The 18,385-nt window shown below is 53.0% G+C and carries 19 protein-coding genes and 1 tRNA gene; 12 read left to right on the top strand and 8 right to left on the bottom strand.

All coding sequences use genetic code 11. The features are described from left to right. Window positions 1–78: 78 nt before the first annotated feature. Window positions 79–375 carry an addiction module protein gene (locus PSCS_RS16485; protein ID WP_082866404.1) on the top strand — a complete coding sequence of 99 codons (297 nt, stop codon included), beginning with the start codon at window positions 79–81 and terminating at the stop codon, window positions 373–375. Window positions 376–377: 2 nt separating this feature from the next. Beyond that, window positions 378–689, top strand: a complete 312-nt coding sequence (locus tag PSCS_RS14000) for a type II toxin-antitoxin system RelE/ParE family toxin (RefSeq protein ID WP_082866640.1) — start codon at window positions 378–380, stop codon at window positions 687–689. Window positions 690–1,131: 442 nt separating this feature from the next. Here the strand turns inward: PSCS_RS14000 and PSCS_RS13995 are convergent. Beyond that, window positions 1,132–1,222, bottom strand: a tRNA-Ser gene (locus PSCS_RS13995). A 193-nt stretch (window positions 1,223–1,415) separates the two neighbouring features. On the opposite strand from PSCS_RS13995, the gene PSCS_RS13990 reads away from it, so the two are divergent. The 7 genes from PSCS_RS13990 to PSCS_RS13960 all read left to right on the top strand — a co-directional run bounded on the left by PSCS_RS13990 (window position 1,416) and on the right by PSCS_RS13960 (window position 6,189). Further along, window positions 1,416–2,090, top strand: a complete 675-nt coding sequence (locus PSCS_RS13990; RefSeq protein WP_068812721.1) for a Bax inhibitor-1/YccA family protein — start codon at window positions 1,416–1,418, stop codon at window positions 2,088–2,090. 106 nt (window positions 2,091–2,196) lie between these two features. Beyond that, entirely contained in the window at window positions 2,197–2,595 is a 399-nt protein-coding gene (gene tusD, locus PSCS_RS13985) for a sulfurtransferase complex subunit TusD (RefSeq protein WP_068812719.1), read from the top strand. After that, a complete protein-coding gene (gene tusC / locus PSCS_RS13980; protein WP_068812717.1) occupies window positions 2,592–2,951 on the top strand; it encodes a sulfurtransferase complex subunit TusC in 360 nt (119 codons plus the stop codon). The genes tusD and tusC overlap by 4 nt, the downstream gene beginning before the upstream one ends. A gap of 24 nt (window positions 2,952–2,975) precedes the next feature. Beyond that, window positions 2,976–3,281, top strand: a complete 306-nt coding sequence (gene tusB / locus PSCS_RS13975; protein ID WP_068812715.1) for a sulfurtransferase complex subunit TusB — start codon at window positions 2,976–2,978, stop codon at window positions 3,279–3,281. 5 nt (window positions 3,282–3,286) lie between these two features. Further along, complete coding sequence (locus tag PSCS_RS13970; RefSeq protein WP_068812713.1) at window positions 3,287–3,625, top strand: TusE/DsrC/DsvC family sulfur relay protein; 339 nt, start codon at window positions 3,287–3,289, stop codon at window positions 3,623–3,625. Between the two features lie 103 nt (window positions 3,626–3,728). Next, window positions 3,729–4,835: a phosphoribosylaminoimidazolesuccinocarboxamide synthase gene (locus PSCS_RS13965; protein ID WP_068812711.1), complete on the top strand. Its 1,107-nt coding sequence runs from the start codon at window positions 3,729–3,731 to the stop codon at window positions 4,833–4,835. 13 nt (window positions 4,836–4,848) lie between these two features. Further along, window positions 4,849–6,189 carry an MATE family efflux transporter gene (locus PSCS_RS13960; RefSeq protein WP_068812709.1) on the top strand — a complete coding sequence of 447 codons (1,341 nt, stop codon included), beginning with the start codon at window positions 4,849–4,851 and terminating at the stop codon, window positions 6,187–6,189. On the opposite strand, the gene cysG is transcribed toward PSCS_RS13960, so the two are convergent. The 6 genes from cysG to PSCS_RS13930 form a co-directional block, all read right to left on the bottom strand. Next, on the bottom strand, window positions 6,177–7,586 hold the full coding sequence (cysG, locus tag PSCS_RS13955; protein ID WP_068812707.1) for a siroheme synthase CysG: 1,410 nt from the start codon (window positions 7,584–7,586) through the stop codon (window positions 6,177–6,179). The genes PSCS_RS13960 and cysG overlap by 13 nt on opposite strands. A 1-nt stretch (window position 7,587) precedes the next feature. Further along, on the bottom strand, window positions 7,588–8,871 hold the full coding sequence (gene serS / locus PSCS_RS13950) for a serine--tRNA ligase (RefSeq protein ID WP_068812705.1): 1,284 nt from the start codon (window positions 8,869–8,871) through the stop codon (window positions 7,588–7,590). A 57-nt stretch (window positions 8,872–8,928) separates the two neighbouring features. Beyond that, a complete protein-coding gene (gene crcB, locus PSCS_RS13945; RefSeq protein WP_068812703.1) occupies window positions 8,929–9,312 on the bottom strand; it encodes a fluoride efflux transporter CrcB in 384 nt (127 codons plus the stop codon). After that, entirely contained in the window at window positions 9,309–10,664 is a 1,356-nt protein-coding gene (locus tag PSCS_RS13940; protein ID WP_068812807.1) for a replication-associated recombination protein A, read from the bottom strand. The genes crcB and PSCS_RS13940 overlap by 4 nt, the downstream gene beginning before the upstream one ends. A 29-nt stretch (window positions 10,665–10,693) precedes the next feature. Continuing rightward, window positions 10,694–11,389 carry an outer membrane lipoprotein chaperone LolA gene (lolA, locus tag PSCS_RS13935; RefSeq protein WP_157885730.1) on the bottom strand — a complete coding sequence of 232 codons (696 nt, stop codon included), beginning with the start codon at window positions 11,387–11,389 and terminating at the stop codon, window positions 10,694–10,696. A gap of 64 nt (window positions 11,390–11,453) precedes the next feature. Then, complete coding sequence (locus PSCS_RS13930; protein WP_229694576.1) at window positions 11,454–13,724, bottom strand: DNA translocase FtsK; 2,271 nt, start codon at window positions 13,722–13,724, stop codon at window positions 11,454–11,456. Window positions 13,725–14,003: 279 nt separating this feature from the next. On the opposite strand from PSCS_RS13930, the gene trxB reads away from it, so the two are divergent. From trxB to infA, 3 genes are all read left to right on the top strand, one after another. After that, window positions 14,004–14,951: a thioredoxin-disulfide reductase gene (trxB, locus tag PSCS_RS13925; protein ID WP_068812697.1), complete on the top strand. Its 948-nt coding sequence runs from the start codon at window positions 14,004–14,006 to the stop codon at window positions 14,949–14,951. A 5-nt stretch (window positions 14,952–14,956) separates the two neighbouring features. Next, entirely contained in the window at window positions 14,957–15,739 is a 783-nt protein-coding gene (gene aat / locus PSCS_RS13920) for a leucyl/phenylalanyl-tRNA--protein transferase (protein WP_068812695.1), read from the top strand. 76 nt (window positions 15,740–15,815) lie between these two features. After that, on the top strand, window positions 15,816–16,034 hold the full coding sequence (infA, locus tag PSCS_RS13915; RefSeq protein WP_058021674.1) for a translation initiation factor IF-1: 219 nt from the start codon (window positions 15,816–15,818) through the stop codon (window positions 16,032–16,034). 54 nt (window positions 16,035–16,088) lie between these two features. Here the strand turns inward: infA and clpA are convergent, their stop codons facing one another. After that, window positions 16,089–18,377 carry an ATP-dependent Clp protease ATP-binding subunit ClpA gene (gene clpA, locus PSCS_RS13910; protein ID WP_068812693.1) on the bottom strand — a complete coding sequence of 763 codons (2,289 nt, stop codon included), beginning with the start codon at window positions 18,375–18,377 and terminating at the stop codon, window positions 16,089–16,091. Window positions 18,378–18,385: the final 8 nt, after the last annotated feature.

Here is an 18,385-nt window from a genome sequence, read left to right as displayed (position 1 = left end):
CTAACGCCGCCAACACGCGCAGCTTTGTAGTGGAGGTGAAGCCGCAGCGAAAAAGCTGTCGCTGTGCTTGGCCTTGTTATGGGATGTATTTTGCTGCATCATTTAACCATTACCGCTTTGTTATTTTTGGTAAATACGATGGATACAGCCCAACTTGAAAGTATTACAAACGCCGCTATGACACTGTCTGAGCGAGAGCGAGCCAAACTTGCGCATGATTTGGTAGCAAGTTTGGATGGCCCTGCCGATATTAGCGTCGCAGAGGCCTGGGATTCTGAAATTTGCCGTAGAATCAATGACATTGAATCTGGCAAAACAGAACTCATGGATGCAGATGAAGCCATTGCACGTGCTAGGGCTCGGATAAGGAGCTGATTTTGAAGGTAAAGGTTAGCACGGAAGCTACCGAAGAGTTGATCGAAGCCGTTGCGTGGTACGAATTGGAAGTCCCCGGCCTTGGAGGCCAACTGATCGATACGTTTGAGCAGGCTACAACCAGGCTCAGTAAACCAAACCCTCCGCTTATACCCATGGTTGGTGAAGCTTCCAAGCTGGGAGCTAAAAGACTTATTCTTCAACGATTTCCTTTCTCCCTTGTGACGATAGTCGATAACCAAACGATCACTGTTGTCGCTTTTGCACATCACTCCAGAAAGCCTGGCTACTGGCACGAGCGAATTGCTCCATAACATTATATTAGTGTGCCAGCGCACATTCCCTACCCCGCTGCACACTATTCCCGCACGTTTATTTTTCAAATACTCTCTGTAAGTTGTTGATATCGCAATAGGCCAGATGTCACAACACCAATCCGATAGATATAGCCGTGCGCACGTTTATCTGAATAGTACGGTGTTCACGTTATTCTGGCAGTTAGCTATTGGTAGTAGTGTTTGAGGTGGGAAGTGAATATTAAGAGACATTTTCGAGGTCGGTGGTTCCTGGCAAGCGGTGGGACAGGGATTGACCGCTTTCGCCTTGGGGCGAAATCGTCCCTTCGGGCTTCGCGCTGGCGCGCTCGTCTTAAATTGCTGGCGCAATTTATCGAACTTCGTTCTCATCCCTGCCGGGTTGAGCTTTGGCAAAATTAATTGGTTTGTCAGTAAGTTAGGCGTTGGAGTGCTTTTGAAATGGCGGAGGGGCAGGGATTCGAACCCTGGGTAGGTTATTAGCCTACGCCGGTTTTCAAGACCGGTGCATTCAACCGCTCTGCCACCCCTCCGCAAAGCGAGAAGCGGCATGTTACTATAATTTTTCTTTCAGTCAACAGGGAATTTGTATTTGCCCTGCTCTCTACCCTCTTCTGCTCGGCTTTTTCGACTGGTTTGCTACCGATTTTCGTTGATTTCGCGGGGCCATTCCGTATGATTAGAGGCTGATATTTCATCGTTAATTCGAATTGGAGGCATCCGTTTATGAACCAGTACCCGTTTGAGACTGCACGTACCCAGACAAAAGAGTCGGCAGTTGTAGTCAACAAGGTACTCCGTAACACCTACATGCTGCTTGCCATGACGCTGGGCTTCAGCGCCCTGACCGCAGGGTTCGCCATGGCCAGCAATGCTGCACCGGTTAATATCTGGATGATGTTGATTGGTTTTTACGGTTTGCTGTTTCTGACCCACAAGCTGGCCAATAGTGCCTGGGGCTTGTTGGCAGTATTCGCTTTGACGGGTTTTATGGGTTACACCCTGGGGCCAATTCTGAACATGTACATGGCTACCAGTAATGGCAGTCAGTTGGTGATGACAGCTCTGGGTGGCACCGCTGCCATTTTTGTCGGTCTGTCAGGCTATGCGCTGGTCAGCCGCAAAGACTTCTCGTTTCTGAGTGGCTTCATGGTTGCTGGCTTTATTGTGCTGCTGGTCGCCATGGTGGTGAACATCTTCGTTCAGATGCCTGCCCTGCAACTGGCGCTGTCAGCTGGCTTTATGCTGTTCTCCAGCGCGGCCATCCTGATGCAGACAGGTGCTATCGTGAACGGTGGCGAGAGAAACTACATTCTGGCGACAGTCACGCTGTATGTTTCGCTGTATAACATCTTCATCAGCCTGCTGAACCTGCTGACTGCATTCAGCGGTGATGAATAAGGTCTGAATCTGAACATTTGCCGGCGCCTGTCATTTAATGGGGCCGGCAAATGTTGATCCTTTCGCACTCCGGGCTTGACTGCCCTGCTTCCAGGTTTTATCTGTCATGAAATTCTCCCTAGTCGTGTTTGCAGCACCGGACGGTGATCCCGCCACATTGACTGCGCTGAAATTTGCCCAGGCAGTATTGGACCAGGGGCATGAGATTTATCGCCTGTTTTTCTATCAGCGCGGTGTTTATCATGGTTCGTCCCTGGCGGTTTACCCGCAGGATGAAACCGATATCAACCAGGCCTGGCAGTCTTTTATCGCAGAGCAGCAACTTGACGCTGTCGTCTGTATCGCCTCAGCGGTGAAACGTGGCATTCTCAATGCCGAAGAAGCGAATCGCTATGAGCGCCCTTCCGCCAATCTGGCTGACAACTTTACGCTTTCCGGGCTGGGACAATGGGTTGATGCCTGTGTTCACTCGGACCGTGTGGTCAGCTTCGGAGAGGCTCAGTGACTAAATCCATCCTGATCATTAACCGGGCCGGGCCTTATGCCGATGGCCGGGCCAAAGCGGCACTGGATATGGCGCTGTCAGCCGCTGTTTTCGAGCAGCAAGTGATGTTGCTCTATACCGGAGACGCAGTCTTTCAACTGGTTCAGAACCAGCAGGCCGACCTGATCCACCGCAAGAGCCCCTCGGCTGCATTGTCGGCACTGCCCCTGTATGGCGTGGAAAAAGTCTATGTTGACCAGGCAGCGCTGATATCGCGGGGGCTGGAAGAGCAGGCACTGGCGGTTGAGGCCGAGATTCTGAACAGCAATGAAATGAGCAATTTGTTAGAATCAGCCGATGTTGCTTTTGCTCTCTGACAGCCTGAACGGATAGCGCCTTTAATGACCACCTTACACATGATCGCCAGCTCTGCTCACAGTCGCGACGGTATGGCTGATTGCCTTGCCCTACTATCGCCCGGTGATGGCGTGGTATTGATGGAAGAAGGTGTGCTGGCACTGTCGCGGCCTGGCCTGGAGATCTTGCAGTTGCTGGCTGAAAAGCTCGGCACCTCTGATGCGCTTTATTACATGCAGGATGATTTGCTCGCCCGCGGATTGTCAGCGCCTCCGGACTGGCAAGGCATTGATATGAACCGCCTGGTCGAACTGCATTGCCAGCATGACAAAAGCCTGACCTGGTATTGACGGCCATGCCTGAGCTGACTCTGGATAACGGTGAGTCCATCGCTGTCGACAAGGACGGTTACTTGCGTGAGCTGTCTGACTGGCGCCCGGAGGTGGCTGAGCAGCTGGCCCGAAAACAGTCTGTGGAATTGGATACGGCGCATTGGGAAATTATTGATATCGTGCAATCATTTTACAGGCAAAGCGGCCTGTCGCCTGCGAATCGGGCACTGGTGAAACTGGTGGCACGTGAAGCAGGCGCCGAAAAGGGCCGCAGCGTTTACCTGATGAAGCTCTTTGGTGGTAAACCGGCGCTTACGGTGAGTCTGATAGCAGGCCTGCCGCGTCCGCCAAACTGTTTTTAGCACCCTTAGCGATGAATAGTATTAGCCTGGCTACCTGAACGGGTAGCAACGGAAATGATTTAGATTTAGCCCCTGGCCCCTGGATTTGATGGAATCTCAATTAATGAGCACAGCAGATAGCGTACTTGCGATTAACGATGACCTCCCCATTAAGACTGGCCTTCCCGTTCACAGTGGCAAGGTGCGGTCGGTTTACTGGTTAACGGACCGCGATTCGCGTCGTCTTATCAAAGAAAAGCAGTACCCTGTTGCGGAAGATACGCCACTGGCTATCATGATTATCAGTGATCGCCTGTCAGCCTTTGACTGTATCTGGCATGCAGAAGGTGGCCTGAACGGGGTGCCGGGCAAAGGTGCGGCGCTGAATGCCATTGCCGCGCACTGGTTCGAGCGCTTTCGCGAGTCCGGCCTGGCGCGTAGCCATATTCTTGATATCCCCCACCCTTTTGTCTGGATTGTGCAAAAAGCACGGCCCGTTAAAGTCGAGGCAATAGCCAGGCAGTATATTACCGGCTCCATGTGGCGTGCTTATGCCAAAGGGGAACGGGAATTTTGTGGCATTCGTTTGCCTGATGGCCTGGAACGTGACCAAAAACTCGACGATCTGCTGATCACGCCATCTACCAAGGGTATTCTGACAGGCCTCAAAGGCGTGCCAGAAGCCGATGATGTTAATATCAGCCGGCAGAACATAGAAGATAACCTGGCTGGCTTTGGTTTTAACAGCCCGGCAGATATCGACCACTATGAACGTCTGCTTAAAGAAGGCTTTCAGGTGATCAGTGATGATCTGGCAAAGCAGGATCAGGTGTTTGTCGATACCAAATTTGAGTTTGGCTACGTCACCAATGACAAGGGCCAGCAAGAGCTGATTTACATGGATGAAGTGGGCACCCCTGATTCATCCCGTATCTGGGATGGTCCGGCCTATCGCGATGGCAAGATTGTTGAGCAATCCAAGGAAGCCTTCCGGCAGTTTTTGCTGGGGCATTTTGCGGACCCGGAGGTACTGCTGGATAAAAACCGCATGCCAGAGCGTTCGGCATTGGCACGGGATACGGCATTGCCCGCTTCAGCAATGCTGGATGTCTCAAAAACCTACCTTAATATCGCCGAAAAAATCACCGGCCATCCTATTAGCGTGCCCGATAATCCGCGCGAAGAAATTATTCAGGTGCTGGCAGATAACTACCAGTTAATACGAACCTGATTGGCGGTCTATTTTGTCGGAAACGGTATCAGGACATGAGTTAACCCGGGCAACGATTCTCAACCGCGCCTGGCCGGTGATGCTTGCCAATGCGGCAGTCCCTCTGCTTGGCCTCAGTGATACGGCTGTGATTGGTAATGTGGGCACACCATCGGATTTGGGCGCAATTGCCTTTGGTGCCATCATTTTCAGTTTTGTGTACTGGAGCTTTGGCTTCCTGCGCATGGGCACCACTGGTTTTGTCGCGCAAGCCAAAGGGGCGAAGGATGAGCTTGAAATCAGAAGTGCCGTCTGGCGGGCTGTGTTTACCGGCCTGGCCATTGGCTGCTGCCTGATGTTGCTGAAAGTCCCCATTGCTGATTTCTCGCTTAGCCTGCTAAATGGAAGTGACAGCGTTGAATCAGTGACACGTAGCTATATTGACTGGCGATTGCTAGGTGCTCCAGCGGCTTTGGCTTTATTTGCCTTGATGGGCACCATGATTGGTATGGGCCATACAAAAGCCCTTCTCATCGTGCAAATCTTCATGAATGGCAGCAACATTCTGCTGGATATCTACTTTGCCGGTGTGTTGGAAATGGGAGCTTCGGGTATTGCCCTGGGTACCGCAATTGCTGAGTGGACATCTTTGCTGCTGGCTTTGTTTCTGGTCGTTCGTATTCTCAAACAACGTACGCAGGCTGAGCTGATTCCCTGGCAGCGACTCAAAGATATGGCCTCGCTGCGCAAGACCTTTTCCGTCAACCGGGACATCATGATCCGCACATTTTTACTGGTCAGCAGCTTCGCCTGGTTTGTCCGTGAAAGTGCACAGTTCGGTGATAACCAGCTTGCGGCCAATCACATCCTGCTGCAGTTTATTTCCTTTTCCGCCTTTATCCTGGATGCCTTTGCCTACATAGCTGAAGCGCTGGTCGGAGAAGCCTTGGGCAGCCAGGACATGACAGGGTTTGATCGAGCTGTACGTTTGAGTAGCGAGCTGGCAATTGGCTTTTCACTGGCGCTGGCAGTGGGGTTTTCACTGTTTGGTGAAATGCTGGCAGGATTACTGACTCAGCATGACAGTATCACACTGGTGGTGGGCGATAACCTGACCTGGGCATCGGTGTATATTTTCCTGTCCTTTGCCGCGTTTCAGTTCGATGGCATATTTATTGGCACCACAGAAACCGCCGCGATGGCCAAAGCGGCGGTGATTTCCAGTGGCGGGTATCTACTGTTGAGTGTGGTGTTAACGCGATATTGGGGCAGTGATGGCTTATGGTTGTCTTTCGTTGCTCTGGTGGTGCTCAGAGCGCTGGCGCTGGCCTGGTATTATCCAGCGCTGCGACGCCGAATCGATCAGGCTTCCTGATCACCAAACCAGGCCAGTGTCTTTCTGAGTTTGACCACAGCACCGACAATAATCAGTGCCGGCGCCTTCAATGCTGCCGCACTGACTGCCTTGTCGATATCCTGCAATGTTGCCGTGACCACGCGTTGATTCGCGCGAGTGCCCTGCTCTACCACAGCGACAGGCATATCGGCTCGCATGCCGTGATCAATGAGCTTGCTGCTAATCACTGGCAGCGCCATTAACCCCATGTAAATCACCAGGGTTTGCTGTTCTTTGGCAAGCATGTTCCAGTCCAGATCAGGACGGTCGTCTTTTAAATGACCGGTGACAAAGCGAACGGACTGGGAATAGTCACGGTGTGTCAGCGGGATACCGGCATAGGCAGAACAGCCGGAAGCTGATGTGATACCCGGCACAACCTGAAACGGTATTCCCGCTTCAGCCAGTTCTTCTATTTCCTCGCCACCGCGACCAAAGATGAAGGGATCACCGCCTTTAAGGCGTAATACCTTTAACCCCTGGCGTGCGTAATGCACCAGCTTCTGGTTAATCTGCTCCTGCGGTACGGGATGATGCTTTGCCTCTTTGCCGACAAACACTTTCTCCGCATCAGGACGCACCATTGTCATGATCTCATCGGAAACCAGCCGGTCATACAGCACAATATCCGCCGCATACATCAGCCGCAGGGCTTTCAGCGTTAATAACTCCGGGTCGCCGGGGCCAGCCCCGACCAGCCAGACTTCACCGGTCTTGTCCTGTCTGTGCTTATCAGCCTCATGGCTGACAGCCTGGAGTTGCTCACGAAAGGTTGTCTGTGCCTGTTCGGTTTTACCCTGAAATACCAGGGAAGCAACCTCGCCTTTTATCAGCGATTCCCAGAAGCGGGTTCTTTGCTGATCATCGGCAATGGCTGACTTCACCTCATCACGCCAGCTACCCAGCAAACGGGCAAAATCGCCGTAGCCTCTGGGCACAGCCATCTCGATACGCTCTTTGAGCTCCCGGGTCAAAACGGGTGAGTTGCCGCCGGTCGAAATAGCGATGGTAATTGGCGCACGCTCGACAATCGCCGGCACAATGAACTGGCAAAGAGATGGTTGATCCACCACATTCACAGGCAGTTTACGCGCATCGGCCAACTCAGAAATCCGGGCATTGACGGCACTGTCACTGGTGGCAGCGATAACCAGATACACGTTATCCAGATCGGAGGGCTGAAATTCACGCTGATGGTATTCACCTTCAGTACTGACTGTCAGCGCAATCACATCTTCGCGCGCCTCTGGTGCCACCACCGTGATTCTGGCACCGGCACGATTCAATAACGCCGCTTTACGGGCAGCGACTTCTCCGCCGCCAACCAGCAGGCAGGGTTTGCCCCTGACATCGAAAAATATCGGCAGAAAGTCCATATCAGAGCTCGATCTGCCCGCCCAGATAGGGTCGTAATACCTCAGGCAATACGACTCGACCGTCAGCCTGTTGGCCGTTTTCCAGCAGTGCCACCAGGGTACGACCGATGGCCAGGCCGGAACCGTTCAGGGTATGCAGCAATTCTGGTTTACCGGTTTCCGGGTTGCGCCATCGCGCTTGCATGCGACGTGCCTGGTAGTCTTCAAAATTACTGCAGGAAGAGATTTCCCGGTAGCATTCCTGAGACGGCAGCCAGACCTCAAGGTCAATGGTGCGTGCCGCACTGGCACCCATATCGCCGCCACAAAGCTGCATGACACGGTACGGCAGTTCAAGTTTCTGCAGGATATTCTCAGCATGCTGTGTCAGTGAAACCAGCGCTTCATCGGATTTTTTCGGATGTACAAATTGCACCAGTTCGACTTTTTCAAACTGATGCTGGCGAATCATGCCGCGGGTATCACGGCCATGGCTGCCTGCCTCACTGCGGAAACAGGGCGTATGGCAGGCATACTGAATCGGCAGTTGCTCGGCAGCAACAATCTCGCCGCGCAGCAGATTGGTAACCGGCACCTCTGCCGTGGGGATCAGGTAGTAAGGCTTCTCGCCTTCCAGTTTGAACAGATCCTCAGAAAATTTGGGTAACTGTCCAGTCCCCATCAACGAATCGTCGTTGACCATGTAGGGCACATAAACTTCTTCATAGCCGTGCTGCAGGGTATGTTCGTCCAGCATGAACTGGATCAGGGCACGGTGCAGCCGGGCCATCTGACCACGCATTACCACGAAACGAGACCCGGTCAGCTTGGTGGCCGCTGCAAAATCCATGGCCATACCGTGGCGTGCATCACGTTCACCGAGGGTGACATGGTCTTCCACATCAAAGTCGAATGTCTTTGGTGTGCCCCAGCGACGGATTTCAACATTCTCGGATTCATTCTCGCCTGCAGGCACATCACTTTGGGGAATGTTTGGCAGCCCCAGCCAGGTATCCTGGAAAGCATCCTGGGCTTCAGCAGCAGATGCTTTGGCGGCATCGAGCCGGTCACCCAGATCGGAAACAGCAGCCAGCAACGGTGCTACATCTTCACCAGCGGCTTTCGCCTTGCCGATTTTCTTGGCCTGGGCATTACGCTCGCTCTGGAGACGCTCCATTTCCTGCTGCCAGTGACGACGCTTCTCGTCCAGGGACTGCAGCGATGCCAGATCCAGCGAGATGCCTCGTTTGGCCAGGCCCTGTTGCAGTTGGTCGGGATCAGAACGCAGAAGTCTGGGATCAAGCATCGGTATGTTTTCCTTAAAATTGGCAATTAACTGGCATGGTTCGGTTGCAGGCGGATTTTACGTCACTGCTCGCGTAAGTGCCATGCCCAACCAGGTACCCAGCAGACAGACCAGCACACTGGCCAGCAGATAACTGCCCGCCTGCCACAGCGCATTCTGCTGAATCAGGCTGATCGCATCCATGGAAAATGTCGAGAAGGTGGTGAATGCACCGAGCATACCTATCATGACAAAGGCGCGTTGTGTCTCGGACAATGCGCCGCGCTCAACGGCAAGAACAAACACCACACCCATCAGGCTGGAACCAAGCACGTTCACCACAAAGGTTCCCCAGGGAAATATCAACGACTGGGCAGGCAGAAAACGTGTCACGCCATTAATCATCAGCGCCCGGAGAACGGCACCCATGGCCCCTCCCAAAGCAATGGCCAGATACGTCATGACTGCCCTCCCCGGTAGCGTTGCTGCTGGCTTTTGCTGTCGAGCATTTTCAGGTGTTCCAGTTTGCTCTTAATTTTACTTTCCAGGCCACTATCAACCGGGAAATAGTATTGGCGCTCGGCTAACTCCACAGGAAAGTAGTTTTCGCCAGCAGCATAACGCTCTGGCTCATCATGCGCATAACGATAGCCTGTGCCATGATCCAGTGACTTGGCCAGCTTGGTGGGTGCATTGCGTAAATGCAGCGGCACTTCATGGCTGGGGCTGCTGGACACTTCCTGCATGGCTTGATTATATGCCATGTAGACCGCATTGCTTTTGGGCGCAGCTGCCAGATATATCACCGCCTGGGCCAGGGCCAGTTCACCCTCCGGACTGCCCAGTCTGGTCTGTACATCCCAGGCTGACATGGTCAGTGACAACGCTCGCGGGTCTGCATTGCCGATATCTTCACTGGCCATGCGCACCAGGCGTCTGGCGATATAGATGGGGTCGCATCCCCCATCCAGCATACGTGTCATCCAGTACAACGCTGCATCCGGTGAAGACCCCCGGACCGCTTTATGCATCGCCGAGATCTGGTCGTAAAAATAATCACCACCCGCGTCGAAGCGACGCACGGAATCCTGCATGGCAAATTCAATGGAGGACTCATCAATGCAGCTTTCATCCGGGACCAGGTCAGCCGCAATCTCCAGTACATTCAGCGCCCGACGGGCATCGCCGTCGGCCATGGCTGCCAGCATGTTGAGGCTGTCCTCTGACAATGTCAGTTGTCGCTTCCCCAACCCGCGTTCTTTATCAGACACGGCATCAGTTAACAGCTTACAGATATCGTCTTTTTCGAGAGATTTGAGCACATAGGTACGTGCCCGGGACAGCAATGCGTTATTCAGTGCAAACGAGGGGTTCTCTGTCGTAGCACCAACGAAAACAATGGTGCCGTCCTCGATGTGCGGCAAGAAAGCGTCCTGTTGCGCCTTGTTGAAACGGTGCACTTCGTCAACAAACAGCAACGTGCCAAGCCCGTTGAACTCTTTACGACGTTGCCTGGCACGTTCGACTGCCTGGCGAATATCCTTAACCCCGGCCAGAACCGCTGAGATGGATTCAAATTCACAGCGCGAATGCCTGGCTATGATGCGGGCCAGAGTGGTTTTTCCGGTGCCGGGTGGCCCCCAGAGAATCATGGAATGGGCATTACCGCGTTGCAGTGATTCGAAAAGCGGACGCCCTGGGCTCAATAAATGAGGCTGTCCAGCATACTCATCCAGATCACGGGGCCGCATTCGTGCGGCCAGGGGCTGATTGCTGTTAGCAGAAGAGTCGTCATTATCACTCAATAAAGACATGCTACCCATACCGTTTTCTGCCACTGCTCTTAATTGGCCTGTGTTGCAGATCGTCTGTCCAGTACGTCCAGCATTTCATCATCGGGGACAGAAAACTGAAACTGTGAATCCGCGATGGTCGTATTGAATTCACGATTGCTGAACTCCCAGAAAGTGCGCTGACCATTGGTACTGACCAGGAGCAAGGAAGCCAGGCCCTGCTGATCAAAAAACAGTGTCACTTCCTCGTACAGGCTAGCGGGATCCAGGGGGTCAAGATAATACTCAGTACCGCCTGACTGTATTGCCTGATGAGTGACTTCGTATTCTGCTAATGCCTGCGCACCCTGCCCGCTTAACAATTGCGCGGCCAACTCGGATTGTGAAGCATCCCAGTCATCAATAGTGACCTGAAAAAGGTCCGGCTGAAAGTTCCATAACGTGGTGCCGTCAGTGACGATCAGCTCCGGATACGGAGACAGTGTTTCCCAGTAAAAACCATCGGGACGTTTGAGATAAAAGCGAATCTGGCTTTCCTCAAGCACACTGCCGCTCGAAGCCATGACCAATTGTCTGACATCGGTCGACAGGCTTCCCAATGCCGTCAGTTCTTCCACCAGCAAAGCCCGGCTATCATCACTGTCCGCCAGTGAAGCACAAGGCACAAACAGGGTGCTAAGCACTGCCAGGGCAAAAGCCCGACACAGTGAAACACGTTGAAATAATATCGACCCTATTGAGAACAAAGTGTATCTCCCGTTTTCAGGATTGTTCATCACCACAACAGCCACAACCAATCAGCAGCTGTGGTTACCTCGGTGGCGGCGGTGCCAGCACTTCCCGGCTGCCGTTAGCACCCATCTCAGAAACAACGCCAGCTGTTTCCATGGCTTCGATCATGCGGGCGGCACGGTTATAACCGATTCGCAATTTACGCTGTACTGCGGAAATGGATGCCTTGCGTGATTCCGTCACAAAGGCAACGGCTTCATCATAAAGCGCATCATCTTCCTCACCGCCGCCATCGCTGCCACCACCAGTACTGCCCATATTCAGGTCACGGTCATCGGCACCCTGGGTAATCTCTTCGATGTACTCCGGTTCTCCGCGCTCCTTCCAATCCGCAACAACCCGGTGCACTTCTTCATCGCTGACAAAAGCACCGTGTACACGGCGGGCCAGACCACCACCCGGGGGCAGGAACAACATGTCGCCGTTACCCAGCAACTGCTCAGCACCACCTTCACCAAGAATGGTGCGGGAGTCCACTTTCGACTGCACCATAAAGGAAAGCCGGGTCGGGATATTCGCTTTAATCAAACCGGTCAAGACATCGACCGATGGACGTTGTGTCGCCAGGATCAAGTGGATACCGGCAGCTCGCGCTTTCTGGGCGATACGGGCAATCAGTTCTTCCACTTTTTTGCCGACCACCATCATCATGTCAGCCAATTCGTCGACAATCACGACGATATTGGGCAACGGTTCCAGCGCCGGAGCTTCCTGGTCATCCTGAAGCTGCATCGGGTCGGGTTTCCAGATCGGATCAATAATCGGCTCACCCTGCTTGATCGCATCCTGTACTTTCTTGTTATAGCCTGCCAGGTTTCTGACACCCAGTGCTGACATCAACTTGTAGCGTCTCTCCATCTCGGCGACCGACCAGCGCAGGGCATTTGCCGCGTCTTTCATGTCGGTCACTACCGGTGTCAGCAGGTGCGGAATGCCGTCGTAAACGGATAACTCCAGCATCTTCGGGTCTATCATGATCACTCTGACATGCTCGGGAGAGGACTTGTAAAGCAGGCTGAGAATCATGGCATTGATACCTACCGATTTACCTGAACCGGTGGTGCCGGCAACCAGCAAATGCGGCATTTTCCCCAGATCCACAATCACAGGTTTCCCCACGATATCGTGCCCCAGCGCCATGCTGAGCGCAGATGCGGCCTTATCAAACTCAGGCGAAGCCAGCACCTGACTCAGCAAGATCATTTCACGCTGTTCATTCGGTATTTCAATACCAATAACCGTTTTGCCGGGAATCACCTCGACAACCCGGACACTGACCACCGCCAGCGAGCGAGCCAGATCGCGACCCAGGCTGGTGATGCGGCTGGCTTTGACGCCAGGGGCGGGTTGTACCTCAAAGCGGGTAATGACCGGACCGGGATGGACGGCAGTCACTTCCACCTCGATACCAAAGTCCTGCAGTTTGATTTCCAGCAGCTTCGACATCGCTTCGAGCGATTCCTGGGAATAGCCTTTTTTGCCCAGTTGCTTGTTCTCATCCAGCAAGCCAATGGCAGGTAATTCGCCAGGCTCAGGCTGCTTGAACAATTTCCCCTGACGCTCCTTTTCCACCCGCTGACTGCGGGCCGGCGGTGCGGAGATAACCGGTTCAATTTTAGGCGGTTTGCGGGTTTTTTCCTTTTCTATACGGACATCCAGTGCTTTTTTGCGGCGTTCAACTGCCTGCTTGACCTTGTCCGTTTCCTGCTTCTTTTCCCGCCATTGTGCCCAGCGCGATGAGATTTCACTACCCAGCCAAAGCGTGGCATAACCAATTCGATCAACTACATGCAACCAGGAAATTTCAAAACTGATCGTCAGACCAAACAGGAACACAGCCAGGAAAACCAGTGTGCTGCCCAGCAACGCCAGGACCGGTACGGTGGCATCAGCTATGGCATTACCCAGGTAACCACCGGCTGGCCAGGGGTCCCCGTCAGGAATAGAAAAATGCAACGTCGCCAGGGTACAGGCACCGACTGCCAGCAGCAAAATGCCTATGACCTTGATGGTAGTGAGTGTCCAGGAAATGGGACGATCCGGGTCCTTGCGGCGAAACAGGCGGAACACCTTCAGCCCCAGTGCAAAGGGAAACATGTAGGCAAAATAGCCGAACAGGTGCAGCAATACGTCAGCCAGCCAGGCCCCCATATTGCCGACCGCATTCTCTACCGGTAACCCGGAACCTGTGGTAGTAAAACCGGGGTCCTGGGGAGAATACGTCAGTAGGGCTAGAAACAGGACGATTCCGAGCAGTACTGCTGCAATCAGGCCACCTTCCCTTGCCATGCGCTGGCCAATTCTGGCCAAACGTTCCTCGTTATTTTCCGTACCTGCTTTCGACTTAGCCATATTTTATAAAACTATCAACATGTTGCGAATATTACTTAATCAAATATCAAGATGTATTTGTGCCATCATAAGCTTTTTACATCGCTTGTAAAGCGCAATTGGAGCACATCCCTGACAGCATAGCATAAAGCCTTCCCTTGATATTCTCGCTGACAGCCTCCATTGACGTATAATGCAGCCAATTTATTCACCCCCAAGTTTCAGGGAAGCATTGTTATGAGCGAAGTTAAACATCACCGTCTGATCATCCTGGGCTCAGGCCCTGCTGGCTATACGGCAGCCGTTTATGCCGCACGAGCCAATCTGAACCCCGTCGTTCTGACCGGGATCGTTCAGGGTGGCCAGTTAACCACGACAACTGATGTCGACAACTGGCCTGGTGATGTCGAAGGTCTGCAGGGCCCCGCTTTGATGGAACGTATGCAAAAGCATGCGGAACGTTTTAATACCGAGATTATCTTCGATCACATTAACAAGACGGATCTTTCGCAGCGCCCTTTCCGGCTCGAAGGCGACAGCGCCACCTACACCTGTGATGCCTTGATCATCGCTACCGGCGCATCCGCTCAGTATCTGGGCCTTGAGTCTGAAACTGCCTTTATGGGCAAAGGCGTTTCAGCCTGTGCCACCTGTGATGGTTTTTTCTACCGCAACAAACCGGTCGCAGTGATTGGCGGTGGCAATACGGCGGTTGAAGAGGCGCTGTACCTGTCCAATATCGCCTCTCATGTCACACTGGTTCATCGCCGTGATTCATTGCGTGCGGAGAAAATTCTGCAGGACAAGCTGTTTGAGCGGGAAGCGTCTGGCAAAATCACCATTCTCTGGGACCACACCCTGGAAGAAGTGCTGGGTGACGAAATGGGTGTCACCGGTATGCGCATCGCCAGCACCAAAGATGACAGCAAACAGGAAATCACCGTGGACGGTGTCTTCATCGCCATTGGCCACAAACCGAACTCAGATATCTTTGAGGGGCAGCTGGAAATGCAGGATGGCTATGTAAAAATCCACAGTGGTATCAATGGTAATGCAACCCAGACCAGTGTTGCTGGCGTATTTGCCGCTGGCGATATTGCAGATCACGTGTATCGCCAGGCCGTAACATCGGCCGGTTTTGGCTGCATGGCTGCGCTTGATGCCGAGCGATTTCTGGATCAGTGACCGGTATGGAACTGGTGCAACTGCACCCTGACCATCTTGATTTCCCGCCTGCCGAGCAAGCCCTGGATGACCCGCCAGGGCTTCTCGCGATAGGTGGAGATCTTTCCCCGGCCCGGTTGTTAAAAGCCTATTCACTGGGGATATTTCCCTGGTTTAATGACGACAGCCCTATCCTGTGGTGGTCGCCTGACCCGCGCATGACGCTTACCCCCTGTGACGTTCACGTGTCCAAAAGCATGCGCAAGTTGTTGCGCCAGGGCCACTTTCAAATCAGACTGGATGAACAGTTCGAACAAGTCATTGAGCATTGCGCCATTCGCCCGGTCAAACGCCCTGCTTTCTCCACACCACTTAGCCTGGACGCCAACCCAGTCATCGGCCAGGACGACGAAGCGTTTGAAGGCACCTGGATCACTGAAGAGATGCAGCAGGCCTATACGGAGCTACACCGCCACGGCTATGCCCACAGCGTAGAAGTTTATGACGATGACAATAATCTGGTCGGCGGCCTGTATGGGATAAGCCTGGGACGCATGTTTTTCGGAGAATCCATGTTCAGCCTCGTGCCCAATGCTTCAAAAGTCGCCTTTATCAGTCTGGCGACGCTGCTGGAAAACTGGAGATTTACCTGTATTGACTGCCAGATGCCAACTGATCACCTTGCCAGCCTTGGTGCCAGACCACAGTCGCGCCACCATTTTCTCAAGGCATTAGCGAAAAATGATCAATCCCAAACCATCAAAGGGTCATGGGCAGGGTATCGCGCCCAGTGTGAACGTCAGCGCTAAACAGATTTTTTTGCCATTTGCGCATAAATCAGGCACAATGCGCGCTTATTTTTTACTGAGTGAGACTTTCGATTCAATGGCGAAAGAAGACCAAATTGAGATGGAAGGTGAAGTCGTAGATACTTTGCCAAACACTATGTTCCGCGTAAAACTTGAGAATGGCCACATTGTGACGGCTCACATCTCAGGCAAAATGCGCAAGAACTACATCCGCATCCTGACAGGCGATATGGTTAAAGTCGAACTGACTCCCTACGACCTTACCAAAGGCCGCATTACCTATCGCGCACGTTAATTCAGCGCTGCCCGCCTTATAGCTCTGGCTAGCAGCGCTGTTTCACGCTCGGGCTCAGGTGGTTGACGCAGAAGGTTGTGACTTCTTACCTGATTTCCCTGCCCGGTCCTTAATAGTCAGCTTCACTTCATTATCCTCGATTGAGACACTGACCTGACCACCGTCTTTGAGATTGCCAAACAGGATTTCTTCTGCCAGGGCTTTCTTGAGCTTGTCCTGAATCAAACGTCCCATCGGCCTGGCGCCCATGACCGGATCATAACCATGTTTGGCGAACCAGTCCCTGGCTGAATCATCAACCATGAGGGTTACCTTCTTGTCATCCAGTTGAACCTGCAGCTCCACCAGGAACTTATCAACCACCGTGCGAATGGTTTCTTCATCGAGTGGACCGAACTGCACAATGGCATCCAGGCGGTTGCGGAACTCCGGTGTGAAGTTACGCTTGATCACCTCAAGACCATCAGCACTGTGATCCTGGGTAGTGAAGCCAATGGAACGTCGGGACATTTCCTGTGCACCGGCATTACTGGTCATGATCAGAATCACATTGCGGAAGTCGGCTTTGCGACCGTTGTTATCGGTCAGCGTACCGTGGTCCATTACCTGCAGCAGCAGGTTGAATACATCCGGATGCGCCTTTTCGATTTCATCGAGCAGTAACACACAGTGTGGATGCTTGGTGACCGCTTCGGTCATCAAACCGCCCTGGTCAAAACCGACATAGCCAGGCGGCGCACCGATCAGACGTGAAACCGTATGGCGTTCCATGTACTCAGACATATCAAAACGCAGCAACTCAATACCCAGAATTCTGGCCAGTTGCCGGCTTACCTCTGTTTTACCTACACCGGTGGGACCGGTAAACAGATAGGAACCAATTGGCTTGTCAGGAACACCCAGGCCGGCTCGGGAAAGCTTGATAGCCGTGGACACAGAAGAAATTGCTTCATCCTGGCCAAAAACAACCATCTTCAGGTTGGCATCCAGGTTTCTCAGGGCTTCAACATCTGAGCTGCTGACCTGTTTTGGTGGAATGCGGGCAATGGATGCGACAACTTTCTCCATGTCAGGTGCCTGGATCAGTTTCTTGCGCCGGCTGTCCGGCTGCAGGCGTTGCCAGGCGCCGGCCTCGTCCATGACATCAATTGCCTTGTCAGGCATAAACCGGTCATTGATATACTTGCCAGCCAGCTCAGAGGCCACTTTCAACGCGTTATCGCTGTACCTGAGCTCATGGTGTTCTTCAAAACGGGACTTCAACCCTTTCAGAATACGGTACGTCGTCTCAACATCTGGTTCTTCAACATCAATTTTCTGGAAGCGCCGAGACAATGCGCGATCCTTGTCGAAAATCCCCCGGTATTCCTGATAAGTGGTAGAACCCACACAACGCAGTTCACCAGAAGCCAGTGCCGGTTTCAGCAGGTTGGAAGCATCCATAACGCCACCTGAGGCCGCCCCGGCTCCAATGATGGTATGGATTTCATCGATAAACAGAATGGAATCCGGGTTACTGGACAGCTCTGAGAGCAGTTTTTTCAGACGCTTCTCAAAATCACCACGGTACTTGGTGCCCGCCAGCAATGCCCCCATATCCAGTGAATATATCACCTGGTCTTTAAGGACATCGGGTACTTTATCTTCTACGATCTGCCTGGCCAGCCCTTCCACGACAGCTGTTTTACCGACACCTGATTCGCCAACCAGCAGCGGGTTATTTTTCCGTCGTCGACAAAGGATCTGGATCAGACGCATCACTTCAGTATCACGACCAATCAAAGGGTCTATTCGACCAGCCCGGGCTTTCTCATTCAGATTGCTCGCATAGGCAGACAATGCACTTTGTGGCTCATTGCCTTCCTCATCTTCCATGGAGCCGGTTGGGTCTTCACCCCCCTCCTCGTCATGCGGGCTGATGCCATGGCTGATGAAGTTAACCACATCCAGCCTTTCTATATCCTGGCGAGCCAACAGATAGACAGCCTGGCTTTCCTGTTCACTGAAAATGGCGACAAGCACATTGGCACCACTGACTTCCTGGCGACCGGAAGACTGCACATGGAAAACGGCTCGCTGCAAGACCCGTTGAAAGCCCAGCGTGGGCTGGGTATCACGCGACTCATCCTGCTCGGCCAGTACTGGCGTAGTGGCGTCTATGTACTCCTCAAGCCCACTGCGCAGCGTATCAAGCTCTGCACCACACTGAATGAGCACACTGGCGGCCATCTCGTTATCAAGCAAGGCCAGCAATAAATGCTCGACAGTCATGTATTCATGACGCTTGCTGCGTGCACTGGCAAAAGCATCGTTCAGAGTGACTTCGAGATCACGGCTTAACATTAATACTG

The organism is Pseudohongiella nitratireducens, from assembly GCF_001642735.1.
GTDB lineage: Bacteria > Pseudomonadota > Gammaproteobacteria > Pseudomonadales > Pseudohongiellaceae > Pseudohongiella > Pseudohongiella nitratireducens.
The sequence above is the reverse complement of the archived record's forward strand: the minus strand, read 5'-3'. Positions and strand labels throughout refer to the sequence as shown.

Bases quoted from the DNA above. Each gene is read 5' to 3' on its own strand.
- trxB (WP_068812697.1), top strand. From the start codon at position 14,004: ATGAGCGAAGTTAAACATCACCGTCTGATCATCCTGGGCTCAGGCCCT.
- infA (WP_058021674.1), top strand. From the start codon at position 15,816: ATGGCGAAAGAAGACCAAATTGAGATGGAAGGTGAAGTCGTAGATACT.
- PSCS_RS13930 (WP_229694576.1), bottom strand. From the start codon at position 13,724: ATGGCAAGGGAAGGTGGCCTGATTGCAGCAGTACTGCTCGGAATCGTC.
- cysG (WP_068812707.1), bottom strand. From the start codon at position 7,586: ATGGACTTTCTGCCGATATTTTTCGATGTCAGGGGCAAACCCTGCCTG.
- tusD (WP_068812719.1), top strand. From the start codon at position 2,197: ATGAAATTCTCCCTAGTCGTGTTTGCAGCACCGGACGGTGATCCCGCC.
- PSCS_RS16485 (WP_082866404.1), top strand. From the start codon at position 79: ATGGGATGTATTTTGCTGCATCATTTAACCATTACCGCTTTGTTATTT.
- PSCS_RS13965 (WP_068812711.1), top strand. From the start codon at position 3,729: ATGAGCACAGCAGATAGCGTACTTGCGATTAACGATGACCTCCCCATT.
- crcB (WP_068812703.1), bottom strand. From the start codon at position 9,312: ATGACGTATCTGGCCATTGCTTTGGGAGGGGCCATGGGTGCCGTTCTC.
- PSCS_RS13970 (WP_068812713.1), top strand. From the start codon at position 3,287: ATGCCTGAGCTGACTCTGGATAACGGTGAGTCCATCGCTGTCGACAAG.
- serS (WP_068812705.1), bottom strand. From the start codon at position 8,871: ATGCTTGATCCCAGACTTCTGCGTTCTGATCCCGACCAACTGCAACAG.
- aat (WP_068812695.1), top strand. From the start codon at position 14,957: ATGGAACTGGTGCAACTGCACCCTGACCATCTTGATTTCCCGCCTGCC.
- tusB (WP_068812715.1), top strand. From the start codon at position 2,976: ATGACCACCTTACACATGATCGCCAGCTCTGCTCACAGTCGCGACGGT.
- clpA (WP_068812693.1), bottom strand. From the start codon at position 18,377: ATGTTAAGCCGTGATCTCGAAGTCACTCTGAACGATGCTTTTGCCAGT.
- PSCS_RS13940 (WP_068812807.1), bottom strand. From the start codon at position 10,664: ATGTCTTTATTGAGTGATAATGACGACTCTTCTGCTAACAGCAATCAG.
- PSCS_RS13990 (WP_068812721.1), top strand. From the start codon at position 1,416: ATGAACCAGTACCCGTTTGAGACTGCACGTACCCAGACAAAAGAGTCG.